The 17,669-nt window shown below is 36.9% G+C and carries 11 protein-coding genes; 10 read left to right on the forward strand and 1 reads right to left on the reverse strand.

What is annotated here, in order from left to right:
• The first annotated feature begins 4 nt into the window (after positions 1 to 4).
• From NST85_RS06000 to NST85_RS06010, 3 genes are all read left to right on the forward strand, one after another.
• Entirely contained in the window at positions 5 to 1,978 is a 1,974-nt protein-coding gene (locus NST85_RS06000) for a DUF2075 domain-containing protein (RefSeq protein ID WP_341188823.1), read from the forward strand.
• 354 nt (positions 1,979 to 2,332) lie between these two features.
• On the forward strand, positions 2,333 to 3,829 hold the full coding sequence (locus NST85_RS06005; protein ID WP_341188824.1) for a restriction endonuclease: 1,497 nt from the start codon (positions 2,333 to 2,335) through the stop codon (positions 3,827 to 3,829).
• 123 nt (positions 3,830 to 3,952) lie between these two features.
• Positions 3,953 to 4,789: a restriction endonuclease gene (locus tag NST85_RS06010; RefSeq protein ID WP_341188825.1), complete on the forward strand. Its 837-nt coding sequence runs from the start codon at positions 3,953 to 3,955 to the stop codon at positions 4,787 to 4,789.
• A 145-nt stretch (positions 4,790 to 4,934) separates the two neighbouring features.
• Here NST85_RS06010 and NST85_RS06015 read toward each other — a convergent pair whose 3' ends face one another.
• Entirely contained in the window at positions 4,935 to 5,156 is a 222-nt protein-coding gene (locus tag NST85_RS06015) for a helix-turn-helix domain-containing protein (RefSeq protein WP_341188826.1), read from the reverse strand.
• A gap of 105 nt (positions 5,157 to 5,261) precedes the next feature.
• On the opposite strand from NST85_RS06015, the gene NST85_RS06020 reads away from it, so the two are divergent.
• The 7 genes from NST85_RS06020 to NST85_RS06050 all read left to right on the forward strand — a co-directional run bounded on the left by NST85_RS06020 (position 5,262) and on the right by NST85_RS06050 (position 17,613).
• Entirely contained in the window at positions 5,262 to 5,678 is a 417-nt protein-coding gene (locus NST85_RS06020; protein ID WP_341188827.1) for a hypothetical protein, read from the forward strand.
• 113 nt (positions 5,679 to 5,791) lie between these two features.
• Entirely contained in the window at positions 5,792 to 6,526 is a 735-nt protein-coding gene (locus NST85_RS06025; protein ID WP_341191079.1) for a CPBP family glutamic-type intramembrane protease, read from the forward strand.
• Positions 6,527 to 7,132: 606 nt separating this feature from the next.
• Positions 7,133 to 13,363: a metallophosphoesterase gene (locus tag NST85_RS06030; RefSeq protein WP_341188828.1), complete on the forward strand. Its 6,231-nt coding sequence runs from the start codon at positions 7,133 to 7,135 to the stop codon at positions 13,361 to 13,363.
• Between the two features lie 315 nt (positions 13,364 to 13,678).
• Entirely contained in the window at positions 13,679 to 13,969 is a 291-nt protein-coding gene (locus tag NST85_RS06035) for a hypothetical protein (RefSeq protein ID WP_341188829.1), read from the forward strand.
• Positions 13,970 to 14,371: 402 nt separating this feature from the next.
• Positions 14,372 to 14,587, forward strand: a complete 216-nt coding sequence (locus tag NST85_RS06040) for a hypothetical protein (RefSeq protein WP_341188830.1) — start codon at positions 14,372 to 14,374, stop codon at positions 14,585 to 14,587.
• Positions 14,588 to 14,856: 269 nt separating this feature from the next.
• Positions 14,857 to 16,413, forward strand: a complete 1,557-nt coding sequence (locus NST85_RS06045; RefSeq protein WP_341188831.1) for a stalk domain-containing protein — start codon at positions 14,857 to 14,859, stop codon at positions 16,411 to 16,413.
• A 336-nt stretch (positions 16,414 to 16,749) separates the two neighbouring features.
• A complete protein-coding gene (locus NST85_RS06050; RefSeq protein ID WP_170220301.1) occupies positions 16,750 to 17,613 on the forward strand; it encodes a helix-turn-helix domain-containing protein in 864 nt (287 codons plus the stop codon).
• Positions 17,614 to 17,669 lie beyond the last annotated feature (56 nt).

Consider the following 17,669-nt stretch of genomic DNA (forward strand, 5'->3'; position numbering starts at 1 on the left):
AGCTATGATAATTTACGAAGCGACCAAAGAAGAGTTCATGAATGATGTTACTAATGATAGCATCGCTGTTAAGATTCATGAGAATTACCTAAAGAGAATCGGTAAAATCTCGGAGAGTGAGTTTAACTCCTGGAATAATTCTATGAATTATATGTATAAGGTCCTGAACACTTCAATCATTCCTGATGATGTAGGCGTTGCTATTGAATATAAGGTACCTACGACTTCAAGAAGGATCGACTTTATGTTAACAGGTTTGGATGAACAGGACCGTTATTCTGTCGTTATTGTGGAATTAAAACAATGGTCTTCCGTAAACGTAGTTGAAAATTCAGATGGTCTTGTTGAGACGGCTATGAATCGAAGAATGGTCAAACATACTCATCCATCGTACCAAGCTTGGTCATATGCAAAGCTAATCACAGACTATAATGAATCGGTTCAGAACGAGTCCATATCTTTATATCCCTGTGCCTATTTACATAACTATATCCAAAAAGAAAATGATCCACTTACGGATACTCTATATGATAACTACATATCGGAGGCCCCGGTGTTTATTAAGGGCGATGCCCTAAAGTTAAGGGGCTTTATATCTACTTATATTAAAAAAACAGACCGTAAAAAATCACTATATCTGATTGAACTAGGAAAGATTAGACCGTCTAAGTCTTTGCAGGACTCACTAGTCAAAATGTTAGATGGAAATGAAGAGTTTATTATGATCGAAGAACAGAAGGTAGTCTATGAAGAGGCTATATTAATGGCCAAAAGAGCACTATCTACGGATCGTAAGCAGGTTCTGATCGTGGAGGGCGGACCTGGTACCGGGAAGTCAGTTTTAGGAATTAATTTATTAGTCCAATTAACCTCCAAAGAGATGGTCTGCCAGTACGTCACCAAGAACAGCGCCCCAAGAGAAGTATATACTAAGCGGCTTCAGCAAAATTATAAGAAGACAGTTATTAATAACCTGTTCAAGAGTTCGGGAGTCTATCATGAGGCATTGCCAAATGAATTGGATGTTCTAATCGTGGATGAAGCCCATCGACTTAACGAGAAATCAGGCTTATTCAAGAACAAAGGTGAAAATCAGATGATGGAGATCATTCGAGCTGCTAAATGTTCTGTTTTTTTCATTGATGAGTATCAAAAAATCTCGATACATGACGTAGGGAATAAGGAACAGATCAAACAATTTGCCGAGTCATACGGTGCTGAAGTAGTAGAGATGAAGCTAGAATCTCAATTTCGCTGTAATGGTTCCGATGGTTACTTGGCATGGTTAGATGATGTATTGGAGCTTCGGGAAACAGCAAATGCAGATGGTTTTGATTTTCAGTATGATTTTAAAGTTTTTGATGACCCTAATGAACTACGCAATGAGATATTTAATAAGAATCAACTTAATAATAAAGCTAGGATGCTAGCGGGTTACTGCTGGTATTGGAAGACGGAAGGGAAAAGCAATCCAGAGGTTCATGATATTTATCTGGAAGATCATCAGTTCTCTATGAGCTGGAATCTGAACAATACACTAACATGGGCAATCGATCCTGAATCGGTGGAGCAAGTTGGTTGTATTCACACTTCACAAGGGCTGGAGTTTGATTATGTAGGAATTATCATAGGAGAAGACCTTCGTTATTTAGATGGAGAAATAGTCACGGATCCCTTTAAACGTGCGAAGACGGATAAATCGTTGTCTGGATTCAAAAAAATGTACAAGAAAGACAACATTGAGGCTGTGGAGATTGCAGATCAGATCATTAAAAACACTTACCGTACACTCCTCACAAGAGGGATGAAAGGTTGCTATATTTACTGTGTCGATCCTTTGTTGAAGGAGTATTTTATAGATCGATTGTCTCGTTCACGGAGTATAATATATCCGCTACACGAAGAGAAGGTCCTTATCGCGGCAGAGGAATCGGTGCCATATGTAACTGGAGTAAGGCAAGAAAACGATTTAATATAATTATCTAATCTTTCACCTCAATCAATACAATGATCTCTCGAAAATCGCTGATGCCTAGTGCATCGCGATTTTTTCGATTTGAACTTCAATCTCTCAGCACATTGGGTGCAGATAGAATAGTATTAATGACTCTTTCAAAGTGGGAAAGGTATTTTTAATTCAATGTATTTCGACTGTTCATGAGTAATGTACATATAATTAAAATTCAAACGTGTAATAAAAGGAGAAAATTACTCGAAATCAAAGGAATTCGGATACAATAGGTCGAAATAACTAACTATAATATAATGGGAAATTTTGAAATATTAATCCAAGGTTGGAGGGATTTTAATATCTAGATCTTATAATTATTCGTTGATCATTAAAAATGATTACTTGCGCGTTAATAAAGAAGTCAAGGGGATGACGAGAGCGGAAGTTCATTTTAAGGCGGAAGAACAAATAAGAAAGTGGTCGGAACAAGAACGGAAAGCAAGGGAAAGGGAGTTCATAGCTGATTTGAAGCAAGAAGCGGAATTTGATACGAAATCCGCACTGAATAGTATAGAAGAATATAGAAATATTCTAAAGGACACTCTTCGTGTTAATGATAAATTGAATTGGAATTCCTTAATTGATAAAAAGGCATTTAGTGAGAAGGAACCTGAACTTCAAACTTTGTATGCGTCATTTGGTGTTCCCAAAGAGAAAAAGTTTTTTGAAGTAATCATCAAATCTTTGAAAGAAAAAAGATTGACTAAAGAAGCTGCCGCTCAAAATGCTTATAACGATGCGCGGAATGAACACCAACAACGCAAGCAAGAGTATTTGGAGAAACAAAACGAACATAATATGAGTATCGATCAATTCAAGCGGGATTTTGAAGAAGGTCATGGGGAAGAAATTGAAAAATATGTATATATGGTATTAGAACGATCTCAATATCCAGAAGGTTTCGAACAGGACTATGAGCTTCAATATGATCCTATAAGCGGAACAGTTATAGTGAACTACAACTTACCTGGCATGGAATTTGTCCCGAAAATACTTCAGCATAAATATGTGGCATCAAGAAAAGAAATTGATATCGTCGAAATGAAAGATAAGGAGTTTAATGTATATTACGAGGATGTTCTCTATCAAATTTGTCTACGAACAATTCATGAAGTATTTGAATCTGTCTATATTGATGATGTTCAGAACGTTGTGTTTAATGGTTGGGTAAAAGGGATAGATAAAAAGACTGGGAACGACTTTCATTCCTGTATTCTTTCTTGCCATGTCTCCAAGGCGGAGTTTCTTGTATATAACCTTGAAAGAGTGGAACCTAAGGAATGTTTTAAAAATCTGAAGGGGCTTGCTGCGGGCCCCTTAGCCCATTTAGCTCCTGTCAGACCTATACTTGAACTTCGAACAGATGATACAAGATTCGTAGAATCACATAGTGTATTAGAGTATCTTGACTCTTCAACTAACTTGGCTGAAATGGACTGGGAAGAGTTTGAACACTTGGTGAGGGAGCTATTTTCAAGTGTATTTTCTTCTGAGCAGGGTGAAGTAAAAGTAACTAGGGCAAGCCGTGACGGCGGCGTTGACGCAATCGCTTTTGATCCTGATCCTATTAGAGGTGGGAAATTCGTAATTCAGGCAAAAAGATATAATAATGTAGTACCAGTATCCGCAGTGCGTGACCTTTATGGAACAACTCTATCCGAAGGTGCAACGAAAGGAATTCTTGTTACCACCAGTTACTTTGGTCCCGATTCGAGAGAATTTGCGAAGAATAAACCAATAACTCTTATTGATGGCTCGAATCTAGTTTATATGTTCCAAGAGTATGGACATCAAGTTCATATAAAACTAAACAAATAGCGATATTCTTGTAAGGATTTATTTGATGCTACAAATAATGTTTGTAGCAGTCCTTACTATCGTATCCGTAGAGATTATATTTTGAGCGGAGAGAGCATAAGGAAGCAGGGGAACAGAATGCAAATGGGAGAAGTAATTTGGTTTAAGGAAATGACTTGGTTTGTTGTAGGATTCTTTGGAATAGTTATTTTACTTGGAGTAATTGCAGGGCTGCTTAAAGGCACTGTTAACAAGAAAAATAAGCGTAAAATTAAAAGCAATAGTAGGAATAGAGTGAGTAAATCAACAAATACGCAGAAGAAAAGTACCGCAAGACAAGCATCGGGAAAAGTACAACGCTCATCTATGATCTGTCGTCCAGATGAAGTCATTTTATCGAGGCATTTAAGTGATTTGAACGGTGCGGAATTTGAGCGTTTACTTGCGTTATATTTTCGAGACCAAGGATATGTTGTCAAAGAGGTTGGGGTCGGAGGTAAAGATGGCGGTGTGGATCTAGTCATTACGGATCGGCGGGGTGAGAAGACGGCAGTTCAAGCCAAGTGTTATGCGGATTATAATAAGGTGAACGTGCAGACCGTTCGTGAATTGGTTGGCGCTAAACGCAATCACGACTGTATTCTTAGCTTATTGGTTACAACATCAGATTTAACTTCAGAAGCGAAGAAGGAAGCTGATCAGCGTACGATTGAATATTGGCACGGAGGAATTATTGAACAAAAGCTAAAGGTATGGGGGAAATGGCAACCTACGAATAAAAAGGTGAAGCCAGTTGATAAGGGGCAATCTAAGGTTGCAGTGGCAAAGTCGATGGCTGACTCCAGCACATCCGACTTTTGTAAATGTGGAGCACCGATGGTGAAGCGTAAGAATAAGAATGGCATTGGTTTCTGGGGTTGTAGTAAGTTTCCACAGTGTAGGCATACAAAGGAACTTAATCCACTGGGGAAATCAATGTGAGATACATAATCGAAATAGATCAGATAATATTCCATACTCTATTGAAAATTTAGGAGTAAAGAGTACTATATATTGCTCATAAGAAAAGATCATAAATTCCGATATAGGAATTTACGATCTAGCACTTGTTATGTAGGATTATTACTTAGTCAGTTACCTCAACCAAATCAATAATCTCCCTAATATCGCTGATGCTAAGTGCATCGGCGATTTTTTCGATATGAGAGAAATTAATGTTTTCTCTTTTGCCATTGGAAAGTTCACTAAGCGCAGCGTGACGTACGTCGGATAGGCGTGAAAGTTCACGTAATGAGATGCCGTGGCGTTTAAGCAATTCTGGAATTTTGACGATGATTTTTTTCGTCATGAACAATCACCTCTAGAAGTTTGACTATACGCAACAACGTACCATATAATAAATTATGAACTGGTACGCATATGCGTATACTTCTAAATTTTAGGAGAATACATAATGGGAATTGAGTGTGGCCTGAAGCTTGAGTATAATACGGTTCAAACCTACATGAACCTCACCCCAATGTTCCTGCATCACAACCTCCCCAAACCTTGCCTCATCCTTAGCGACTGGTCATTAGAAATCATGCTCAAGACTCTATATATCCAAGAACGAGGGAGTATTTTTCCACCGTATAATTTGCCCCTAGAAGATCTATTAGATCTGACACGGAGTGAGACGGGTACTGACTTGGACTCCGTTAATCTAATTGAATCGGTTAAGTTCCTTGCGAACTGTCCAAGTACATCTTGGATACAGAATATGAGCGCAGCGCAACTTCAGAGACTTATGCGGAGAGTGGACGAGTTGTTATGTCGACTTTCCTCCAGAGTTACTAACTCTCCTATCAAGTGGTATACTTCCATATTTTAAAAGAAGAGGGATATGGAACCTAAAGATGATGTTTGTAACAGTCGCTGGCTTCCAGATATTGATATAATGGCGGCAGTTCTATTTTATCTGAAGGTGGGAGAGATGTGCTTAATATGAAAGACAAGGTAGCATTCAAACTGACTTTGCTATTGGTAGGTTTATCGTGCTTGTGGGTATTCGCAGCTTTATTTAAGATGATCTTTATTTGGTTTCTGTTATTTGGAATTATCTCAGTGGTTTATATTATAAAGAATAAGAACACCAAATTAACGGATGTTATTATCGGTTGTGTACTTGGAATGATAGCTATGCCGGCTAGTATGTTTATGGGCGTGGCGTCCGTTATCATATATGTTGGTGCGACCAGTATGATGAAGGGTTCTAGTCATAAAATTATTTTAATTAAAAATAGTACAAAGAAAGATGTAGTGATCTCGTGTGTAACTTTGGTGTTGGTGGGCGTGGTATTGGGTGCGATCAATGTCCTACTTGCTGTGGGCAGTACAGCGATTAATCCCTCATTCCAACTGTCATTTATTATGGAAGCCTTAAAAGCAGGGGTGACTGAAGAAATTATTTTCAGATTCTTCCTGTTTGCACTTTGTGTTGTAATAGCGGGGGACCACAAGTTTACTAGGCTTCAAAATGTTTTATGTTATTTGATTATGGTGCTGCCTCATGTATTCATTCACTTTGAATTGAGCACTTTCAATATTGTAAATGTAATTGTGTTAGCTCTATTATTTGGCTTCCCATTTGCATGGCTTCAACGCAAGCGTGATTTGGTATCAGCTATGGGTTCACATGCCATTGTAGATATAATTAGGTTTTGTGTGTTTAGTGCATAGATGGTGATCATATTATAGCCTCCCTATTGTAGGGAGGTTATTTTTGTGTGAAGTTAAATTTGTTTATTCAGATTATTACAGTAGGTAAATTGAAGGAGAAGTAGATGGTTCAGAGTATAGCGGAGTATTCGAAGAGACTTGCGATTGATAGGTATTGACGGAGCAGTTCTACCGTGTGGTGAAGATTAATCGGGGTGAGCCTTATCATAAGTAGGGCGAAATATTGTCATAAAGTATTAACAGAAGTTGGTAAATATGATGGATAATGAAAGATTGATTATCAACAAGCAAATAATAAAGTTTATTAATGTAGGAAGCAAATAATAAAGTTAATAAAGTACCTAAGATAAGATAGCTAAATACCAACTTTTTCAATAAAACGTTCTTCTATATAGATGAGATTTGTCTTTTAATGAGTATATTTTATTAGTATGTGATAATATTAGACTACCTTACCTAAATAATGGAATATAATCGACCCAAGCTTATTTACAAAGTAGCGTTGGAGCAATGGAGAGTACGTATCCAGATTTATATTAAGAACTGATAGAGATTTAAAATCTGCATTGACATGCATAAAAATTGTGAGGATACAGGGGGATAGATATGCGATTTATTCATTTGTCAGATTTTCATATAAAAAAAGAGGGTATGAAGGATTTATCACAATTAATTAAAGCGCTCTCAGAGGATCTAACCAGATTTAATTCTTCCAAGAAAATTGATTTCATTCTCTTTACTGGTGATTTAATTGATCAAGGGGGAAGGAGTTTTGAAAGTATAAATCAAGCATTTCTAGAATTTGAAGAAAATGTTATTTTCCCTTTGACTAATTGTATCAATATAGACAAAAATAGATTTATATTTATTCCAGGTAATCATGACATTGATAGATACGCTGATGATATATACGACGAGAATGGCCTCCTTACAGTTTTATCTAATGAACCGGCGGTCTCTTCATTCATAGATAAAAACGAAACTAAAGGAATTAAAAGAGTACTTCCATTTAAAGAATTTGAGAAAGAATTTCATGTGGAATCTAACTGTAAAATAACAAATTTTCATTCAAATTATATTGTTGATATAAATGGTACTAAAGTAGGGATAACAGCCTTTAATACTGCCTGGAGATGCTACGACAGTAATAAAGACCATGGTATTATTTTGTTAGGTAAACGTCAAATAACAGAGTCTCGTGACTTTATAGAAAATTGCGACATTAAGATTGCATTGATGCATCATCAGTTTGATTTTCTTAAGCCCTTTGATATGGATGCAGTTAAACCATCTATTGAGAGAGAATATGACATGGTATTTTGTGGGCATGTTCATCGGGGAAGTAACAATAATCTTAGCGGTATTTTTGGAGATATGTTCATGTCAATTGCACCTTCGAACACATCTGATAACATTTGGAACAATGATCAACGTTATTTAAATGGTTATGCAATTGTAGATTATAATGACGACGAAGGTACTATCATTGTGAGCAACCGAAAATACTCTATAGATCATGAAGGGTATTTATCAAACGTTGAGTTAGCACCGGATAATGGTGTTAGAACCTATGACATAAAAAAAAAAGAGAGGCTAAATAAAAAAGGAAAACGTGATTATAACCAGTCAGAGTTCGATTCGATGAATCCCCAATTAATTCAGAATAACTATTTAAGCGAAATTAGCACTGAGAAATACCTCTATTTTAATACTAATAAGCTTGAAATTAGTAACAGTAAAGCATTAAGGTTTTCAAAAAGCACTTATTTTAATAAATATATAGATGAAATTTTTGAGAAAAGTGATAAGTATTCAGATTACAGAAGAAATGCAGAATTATGTTTGTTAATAATGGATAAAATACTAATAAATTCAAATGATTTTAATATTATTGACTATATTGAAAGTATAGATCAAACCTTACTTCATATTGAAGAAGATATTGACTTAGTAAAAAACTTAGAGAAATCATTTGAAAATACGAGAATTTGGCTACTTGAAATATATAATCTCAAGGGAGATCAGCAAATATCTAACGACGAGGATATCTTTGAATTAGTATTTTCTAATATAGATAGTTACTCTGATGACGATATTGTAGAAATGCTTTTACTATCTTCAAAAGAAACTATTACATTTATTAGACAAAATCGTGAGATGCGACTTACATTAAAAAGTAAACAGAGCTTGGTAATGGAGATAATTCTTCTTTTCGCATTACCTATAATGACGAATATAGAAGCGTTTAGACAAATAGGGGCTAGTAGCGATATTAATTTGATTCAGTCAAAAGAAATAATTCAAATATTAAAGTTAACTAAGGAGGAATATTCTAGTTATAAAACCCCTTTGAAAGGTAGAGAAGAGGAAGTTAATTCAATTATTAATAGTGTGGAAGATAATAAATTTACCATCGTTAAAGGTATGAAAGGTATAGGTAAATCAGCAATAATTTCTTCAGTTATGGATAAGATGAAAACTAAAGGAAATATATCCTTTTTGATATTTTCATTTAAATATTCAAATAACATTTTGGAGTTCATTAACAGTATTATAGAACAATGTAATCTTACAATAATTAACAATATTGATATGGAAGTTTTGGCTGAAGAAGTTAGGCAAGATAATAAAGAAAATGAAGCTTCTAAATTTCCAGAATATATAATATTACAACCATATTTCAAAGAAGCAATAAAGCGAACAATAAAAGAAAACGGGAAAGTATGTATAATTATAGATTCTCTTGAGTCAGTTACACATTTAGACGATCAGATAAAGTTTTTATTGGAGAATACTGTAGATATATGTTCCACGATAATGGTTACGGGTAGCAATAATGAATGTGTAAACTGGCTTATTAATCAAAATCAAGCGAGCGTAATAGAGATAGAACCGTTTGACAGGAACGTGATACCATTATTCACAAGTTTAAAGGACTCAGTACCTAATGAGAAAGCTCTCAACGACAAAATATATCAGAGTACTAAAGGTAAAATAGAGGAATTAAATAAAATAACTGGTTCTGGTAATCCTATTACTGAAGAAAGCATTGAAAGTATTAGTAATGTTATATCGCTTATAGATCAAGAATTCATTGTCATTGAAGAGGTAAGTCTTAATAACACTATCCTTGAAGAGTCCTTACTTTTATTTTCTGTTTTCGAAGATATCGAGCCGTTATCTTTGGATAATATTCAAAGTTTTTTAGAATTCAGAGGGATTACTGTCAGAATGCCAACGATAAGATACGAATTAACAAAAATTGAAAGTCAATTAAGTAATATGAAATTTGGCCGAATAAGATTCATAAAACCAGGCTTATCTAATTATCTCTTGACTTCCTATTTTTCATTCAGAGATGTAGAACAATTCATTAAGTATATCTTTGATTGGATATCAAATGAAGAAAAATTAGATGCACGATTCATTGGTGAATTCTTGAGGAAGATGGAAGATGAACAAATAATTAAAATCGAATCAATTAATGTAATAATTGATTCTTTTATGGATAATTTATTAAATAAACAAAATGCACATAAATTATTTCTAATAGGAAAACATATATTTAGGGAATCTAATAAAAATGTAAGTTTATCAATAAAATTTCTAACTAAAGCCGCTGAATTTAATAACGTGGAATCAATGGTTTTTTTGGGTTTTTCATATGTTGAAGGAGAAAAGGTTCAGAAAAACTTGAAACTAGCAGAAGAATTTTTAAGAAAAGCATCAGATCTAAAGGATGCTACAGCAATGGCGATGTTAGGGGTGGTATTGGTTGAGGAAAATGATAATATTGAAAAAATTAACCAGTCTAAAGAATTACTTGAGGAATCGTCTCGCTTAGGGAATAAATTAGGGAAAATGCAATTGGCTATTAGGCTGTTAATTGGCAACAAATTTGTGCAAAACATTGAAAGAGCAGATAATCTCCTAAACGAACTTATAGAGGAAAACTATGTGGATGCGCTTAGAATCATGGGGACAAGATATTTATATGGTCACTGGATTGAAAGAGATATAGCTGAAGGGAAGAACCTATTGAATACTGCAATTTCAAAAGGTAGTGTTCAAGCAAAACTAGCCTTGGCGAGATATCAAGTTAGCATTGGTAATACAGAAGAGGAGCTAATCGAAGGAATCAATCTATTGAAAGACTTGGTAGCTAATAATAATAAAGATGCTAAAATTTACTACTCGAAAATATTGTTAACAGGACCAATCTCCATAAGAGATGTGGAGATTGGATTGATTTTGCTTCAGGAGCTTGTTAATGAAGGTATAAAAGAATGCCAACTTGATTTTGCTATATATTTATTTAATGGAGAGTATATCGAACAAAATATTAGGGAAGCAAAAGATATTTTATCTAAACTTGTTGAACAAAACTATACAAATGCAAAAACAACATATGCTGAGATGCTCATTGACGGGGAGCATTATGATAAGAATGTTCAACTAGGATTAAAGTTACTAATTGAAAATGCTAACAGTGGTGACGAGTATGCCAAGAAAAAATTAGCATATAGATATGCATATGGTTATGGATTAGATAAAGATATTAATGAAGCTATGAACATTTTTAGCGAGTTAACAAACCTTGGAGATACATACTCAGAGTATTTCCTTGCAAAATTATTACTTGAATCCAATAAAAACATAAATGAAATTGATATGGATAGAGCTGTTCGCCTTTTGGAGAAGGCAGAGAAGTCAGGTAATCTAAAGGCAAAGATACTTTTAGGAGAAATATATATTGATGGTGAGTATGTCGTTAAAGATATAGAAAGGGGTCTAAACTATCTAAATGATGCTATATCACTAAATAACTCGGAAGCAATGCGAGAATTGGGTTACAGATATTTGCATGGTGTAGGATTACCTGCTAACAAAAATGGTGGGTTAGAATTGTTAGAAAAATCAATTTATCTTGATAATAAATTAGCTAAAACAATTCTAGGCCATGGGATAATTCTTGGTAAATTAGATATGAGTGTTACTTATGGAGTTGAATTACTAGAGGAAGCAGCAAACGCAGAAATTAATGCAATGAGGATAATGGGTTTAATGTTGGTTTCTGGGGATTGCGTTATTCAAGATAAAAAAAGAGGAGAAATATTATTAAAAAATGCCTATAACAAAGGTGATGAAGAGGCAGGTATGCAGCTTGCCAAAATGATGTTGGACGGGGTTTATTTCGAGAAAAATTTAGAAGAAGGTAAAAAAATATTATATGAGTTGATTAAGATAAATCACGAGGAAGCCATTATTGAAGAATCTAGGAGACTGATTTCTGGAAACGGATTAGATAAAAATATTGCAGAGGGGTTAAAGCAGTTAAATGGTTTGTCGGATAATGGTAATCTAGATGCTATGTTCTACTTAGCTCAGACTATCATATTTGGCCCTGAAGATGTCCCAAAAGATCTTAGAAAAGGTGAAAAATTACTAAGAGAAGCAGAAGACAGGAATGACGAAGATGCTCGTAGACTTTTAGCAAAATTAATAAATGAAAATTTTATTAAGGTGTCAAGTAAAACCGAAGGCATTAATTTTTTAGAGAAAGCTGTTAAAGAAAATGATCCGGAAGCAATGCAAATTTTAGCGAACTATTATTTAGAAGGTCAAAAGGTCAGCTATAATTTAGAATATGCGATAGAACTTTTTGAACGGTCAATTAAAGGGAAAGATAAAAAATGCATGGTGGAATATGGGCTGAAATTAATATATGGTGGACCTATAAATATAGATGTCCAAAGAGGAATTTTCTTATTACAGGAAACAGCTTCTCGAGGGTATCGTTTAGGGAAATATCATTTGGCAAAAATTTATTTATCAGGTGAAATGATTGCAAATAAGTATGCAGAAGGATTGCGTATGATTTGGCAACTTGTATATGATGGTTATTCTAGTGCAAAGCTGTTTCTTGCTGAATCATTAGCTCTTGGAGATAAAATTGAAATGAACACCGAGGAGGCAATTCGGTTATTCGAAGAGTTAGTAATAGAACAAAATGGATCGGGGATGTTAGAATACTCTGAGCTTTTGCTTGATGGATTCTACTTGAAAGAAGATGCAGACAAGGGAGAAAAATTGATTCGTCAATTGATCCAAGAAGGAGTTCAGAAAGCAGCCCATTTATATGCTTCACGATTAATAGACGGAGATGGATTACAGAAGCACGTTTCAGACGGGGTTAACAGATTAAAAAGGCTTGCTGATAATGGTGTGAAAGAAGCAATGCTAGAGTATGGAATTCGTCTTAAGAAAGGGAAGAAAGTTGGAAAGAATGTAAATAAGGGTAATAACCTCATTAAACAAGTGTTAGAAAGTATTTCTTCAGATGATTGCCATGCATTCGGCATACTGGCATATAAACTTGATGATTATGAGATTGCAACTGAATTATTTACGAGAGCTTTTAATAAAGGTAACCATCACTCAGGTACGTCATTAGCATATATGCTTAGAAGAAATGAAATAAGGGGAACAGAACCATTTAATAATATTTATTTACTTTTACAGAATTCTTTAGAAGTCAATAGTGATACAGCAGTTATAAACTTAGCTTTAACAATAATTACTGATAATGATTCAGCTGAGGCCAATTGGCAGTACGCAGATTTACTTATTAAAAATTTATTTAAGTGCACTAGCACGGCTAGTTGGTGGTATGAATCCGCTAAAAAGAAGAATGATTACGAAGGACACCTAATTATTGGTTGGTTAGTGAAGTATAGCATAGTACCGGACCCAGATAATTTTAGTTACAAAGATAGGTTCAATATAGCTAGGACAAAATGGAATATACCTGATTGGTTGATGAATGAGTATGATTAATTGTAAGCTATTGTGTATCTTGGATAAGATGGAAATTTTATTTATAAAATCATGTTGCCCAAAATAATAAAGTTATGTTTTGGGGAAAGACCTTTCCTGGGGGCCAAACTTCTGACGAGACCGACCTTAAACAATTAATAACAAGTTAACGGACAGCAAGTTTAATTATATTTTCTCCAACTTAAATAAGAGCGGAACAAAGGCAATGCCCTTCGTCCCGCTCTTATTTGCATTCATTCTTCCGAACTTTCTCATACTCGACCTCAACTAACTTGAAAAAGTCTGACGGTTAATTTCCATCCCTCTGCGGGCGCGTTGTGGCATCGGTTTGATGATGATACGGCGCTGAATAGAAAGCGGAATTTAGGACATATGATGAGAACGATCTGGTTCATTATTATGACTTCAGCCAACAGATGGCCTTGTATAAGAAGCGGGCGGGAAGAGAATGGGAGGCGCAAGAATAGGCAGGCGGTGAGACTGGGCTCAACGGTCAGGGGGTATCAGCCACTTAGGAAGAAGCCTGACGCCCTTAGAATGGATGAGGGATTGCGCGGAGGAGGCCAGATCCAAGAAGTTCCCTCACATGAGCTTGTTATTGGCTAACTGGTGTCATATATTGTGGTTGAACGAGCAGTGGATGCACGGGCTCACAACTGAACATCTCCTTTCATCCAGTATTCATAACACCTGTCCCCATTCGTATTCTGATTAGAAGATCTACTCTACTAATCATCTTGTATCATTCAAGGCACCGTTTAGGTGCCTTCAATTTCGCTCTATAAATGCTACGCTGAACCTTGTCATAAATAGGACGAAATTTCGCATTAAGTTGCTATTTAGGAAGGAATCACCACTGCTGGTTGGAGGTGTTGTATCTTGCCCGTTTGGATGAGGGCCTATTGATATCAGCAAACAAAGATGTAACAGGTTGCCGTGATTAGAGCCAGGCATCGCGGATCGATCTTCGGCATATTAGTCTGTGCGAACAATCAGAAGTCCTTCGAGGTGCTGCTCGTTGAACAGGCGCTCAAGCTGCAGCGTTCTTATGTCTTTATGGAGGGCGAGAGCAATCGCGTCGGCAATGCCGTCCTGCCTGACCGTGTCGTGCATACGAAAGAATCCGGCACTCAGCTTTTCATCAATCTGGCGCTTGAGGGACGGGTAGCCATAATCTCGAAGATTATCAGCCGATCGCGAAGGAAATCGAAGCGAATCTCTTGATCGGACAATTCGAAAGCGCCGTTATGCTGCTAGAGCATTATTATGATCCAAGATATACCCATGCGATGAGCCAATACGAGGGGAATGCTTTGTCATTGAGGTACAAACGATTGAAGAAGCCATGTAGGCGGTGAAGGCGCATCTTCCTGCGAAGGCTAGATGATAGACCTACCAATAGATAACCTGTAGGGCTATTTTTTTGCTATAAAAGGGAATGGTTTACAAATGCCGAATGTAGTCACTATGACAAATCGAGGAGTGAACCCATTTTGCGTAAACCGATCAAACTTCAACTAATCACTGTACTTGCTTTCTTGCTAAGCTTCGTTTCTATTCCATCCGCATTTGCAGAGAGCTCGCTTATCTCAGACAAAAATTTGGAACAAGCGATTCGAGTGGAGCTAAAGAAACCGACTGGCCCCATTACCAAAGAAGATCTACAGACCATGACGTCGCTCTATCCCGATGATCCTGAGCAGAAAATTATCAGTTTAAGCGGACTAGAGTATGCTGTTAATTTAGAGAGCTTAATGCTCTCAGGGCTTGGCATTACCAATATTGAGCCACTTAAAAATCTGCATAAAGTCACCTTCCTAGCTCTGGACGGCAATCAAATCACTCAAATTGAGCCGCTACAAGAGTTGTCCCAACTGGAGCAGCTTGTTATCGATTCGAACAACATCGAGAAGCTTGATGCGTTAGCGGGATTAACCAATTTAACGGACTTGTTAATCGGCAATAATCAGCTTAAGGACCTGTCGCCGATTCAATCCTTAGTCAAACTGAATTGGTTGATCATAAGCGATAACCAAATCCAGTCTCTTGAACCGCTAAGAGATCACCCGGAATTAGAACATTTATACTTTGAGAATAATCAGGTCCAAGATATTAGCGTCTTAACAAGTCTTCCGAAGCTCAAGGAGGTTTCACTCAGCAATAACCCTCTGGATGCGAGTGCAGAGAAAATTCTGACCGAACTCGCTGCCAGAGGCGTCAAAGTGCTTGAAGAAGAAGATGAACAAGCGATACCACCTTCAGATCCTAACGAAATCATGGTGCTGTTGAATGGGGAGATAGTTAATTTCCAAGTCCCACCCATCCAGCAAAATGGATCTATACTTGTTCCGTTCCGGTCTATTTTCGAAGCATTGGGATTGAAGGTTGACTGGGATCCAAAAACGCAAACGATCACGGGAAGTAAACCAGGTACGCTTATCAAGCTTAAAGTGAGTTCAACTACTGCTGAGATCAATGGTAAGCAGATAAAACTGACAGTAGCCCCTTCTACTATCAAGGGCAGCACCTACGTTCCATTACGTTTTATCGGCGAAGCAGTGGATGCGAAGGTGAACTGGTTGGCTAAGATTCAAGCAGCCACAATTTATACGAAACAGCCATCTGCGACCAAAGACAAAAAAGTCCAAGTCACAGCCTACGGCGACTGGAGTGACGTAACATCTTCCATTGAGAATACAGGAAATCATCAGCTTATTTTATTCTCACCCGAGAAGAGCACGATGGTTATTCAGCATCATAGCAAGAGCGATTTAGATATGAACTTTGAACAATATGTTAGCTTCGCCAAGAAAGATTTAACGGACAGAAATGCGGTAAAAATCACTGAGCAGTCCGTGAAGGTGGGGAAAATCGATGCGAAGCAACTGACCTATAGTTTAAGCAACAAAAATGAAACGTTAGAATTTCGAATGATTCTATGCGAGCAAAATAATGAAATCTATACCCTATTGTTAGCTTCTCCATCGCAGGTCAGCAAACAAGCCAACGCCGATTTCAACGAAATATTAAAAAGTATAAAATTTAACTAGCATATTCCCTGTGATCACGTCTCTGTTCAATGGCACCAAAAAACAGAGGCTTTGCATCTTGATACGCAAAGCCTCTGTTTGAACTGTACTTTATTACGAATAGTTGCCTGTCCATATTTAACTAGTTTCATAAGCGCGGTAACTGCTTCGACTCTTGTTAAGGGATCGCTCGGAGGTGCGTTGGGCGGCGGCATACGGCTGTTCGGCATGATTTAACGACCGTAAATCTCCACAAATGTTAATTACGTAACCGACAGAGTTTGCTATTATGCTTACTATAAGGAAAAATTATCCTAGGAGTGTGCATGGGTTATCGAGCCATACAAGATTCTATCTTTGCTTCTATCACGAATAGAAGAACATGTTTCAGGCACTAGGGAGACGGAATATCTGGCCGATCTTCAGGTCTCCAATGTTCATTTACGTCGGATCTTCAAGTTCGCTTTTGGTGTGCCGCTACAAAGCTATATCCGCTCTCGAAAGCTAGCTGTCAGCTTGGAGACTTTGATGCAAACCGAGAAACGGGTCCTGGACATTGCACTCGAATGCGGTTATGAACATGAGCAAACCTATATACGCGCGTTCAAAAGAGAGTATGGGCTTACGCCTGGCGAATGCAGAATTTCTGACAGTAACATTCAAGTAACACCTCCTCTACATCTGTTTCCAAAGAACAATGTTTGCGGAAATTTGGTGTACGGGCCGGATATGGTCATGATTCCGTCCTTTCATCTAATTGGGCAAAAGTATCGAATCGAGATCGCTGAATCGCCGACAGAAGCGCCCGAGGTTGCCAAGCAGTTCTGGTGGAACAAGCGGCATAAAGTGCCGAATCCAGTAGAACCCAATATCTATTACGGTCTAACGAGGACAGATGATCCATCGCTTAGTTGGACGTACTATCTACCGTCTATGCGTGTAAAGAATCTGAACGATATTCCTGACGGCTTTACAGGCGACACTGTCCCTGCGTCCTTGTGCGTCGGCTTTCGCTATATTGGGAACCATCATTACCAGGAGATTGACGAACTACGTGCAAAAGCGCTATATCATGCCATCGATAGGCTTGCAGAAGAGCACAAAGGGAAATATGAGTTATTGGATAGCGAATTTTTCTTCGAAAAAATCGATACGGATGCGTATGATGGCGAGTATTGTCAAATGGAATGGTTTGCGCCCATTAGAGTGAACTACACTTAAAATGATCAAAAAAGTCCATTAAGCGTGCCGCTAATCTGGTATGTTCTTGTTGTACA

It is taken from the genome of Paenibacillus sp. FSL K6-2524, assembly GCF_038005525.1.
Lineage (GTDB): Bacteria > Bacillota > Bacilli > Paenibacillales > Paenibacillaceae > Fontibacillus > Fontibacillus anaericanus.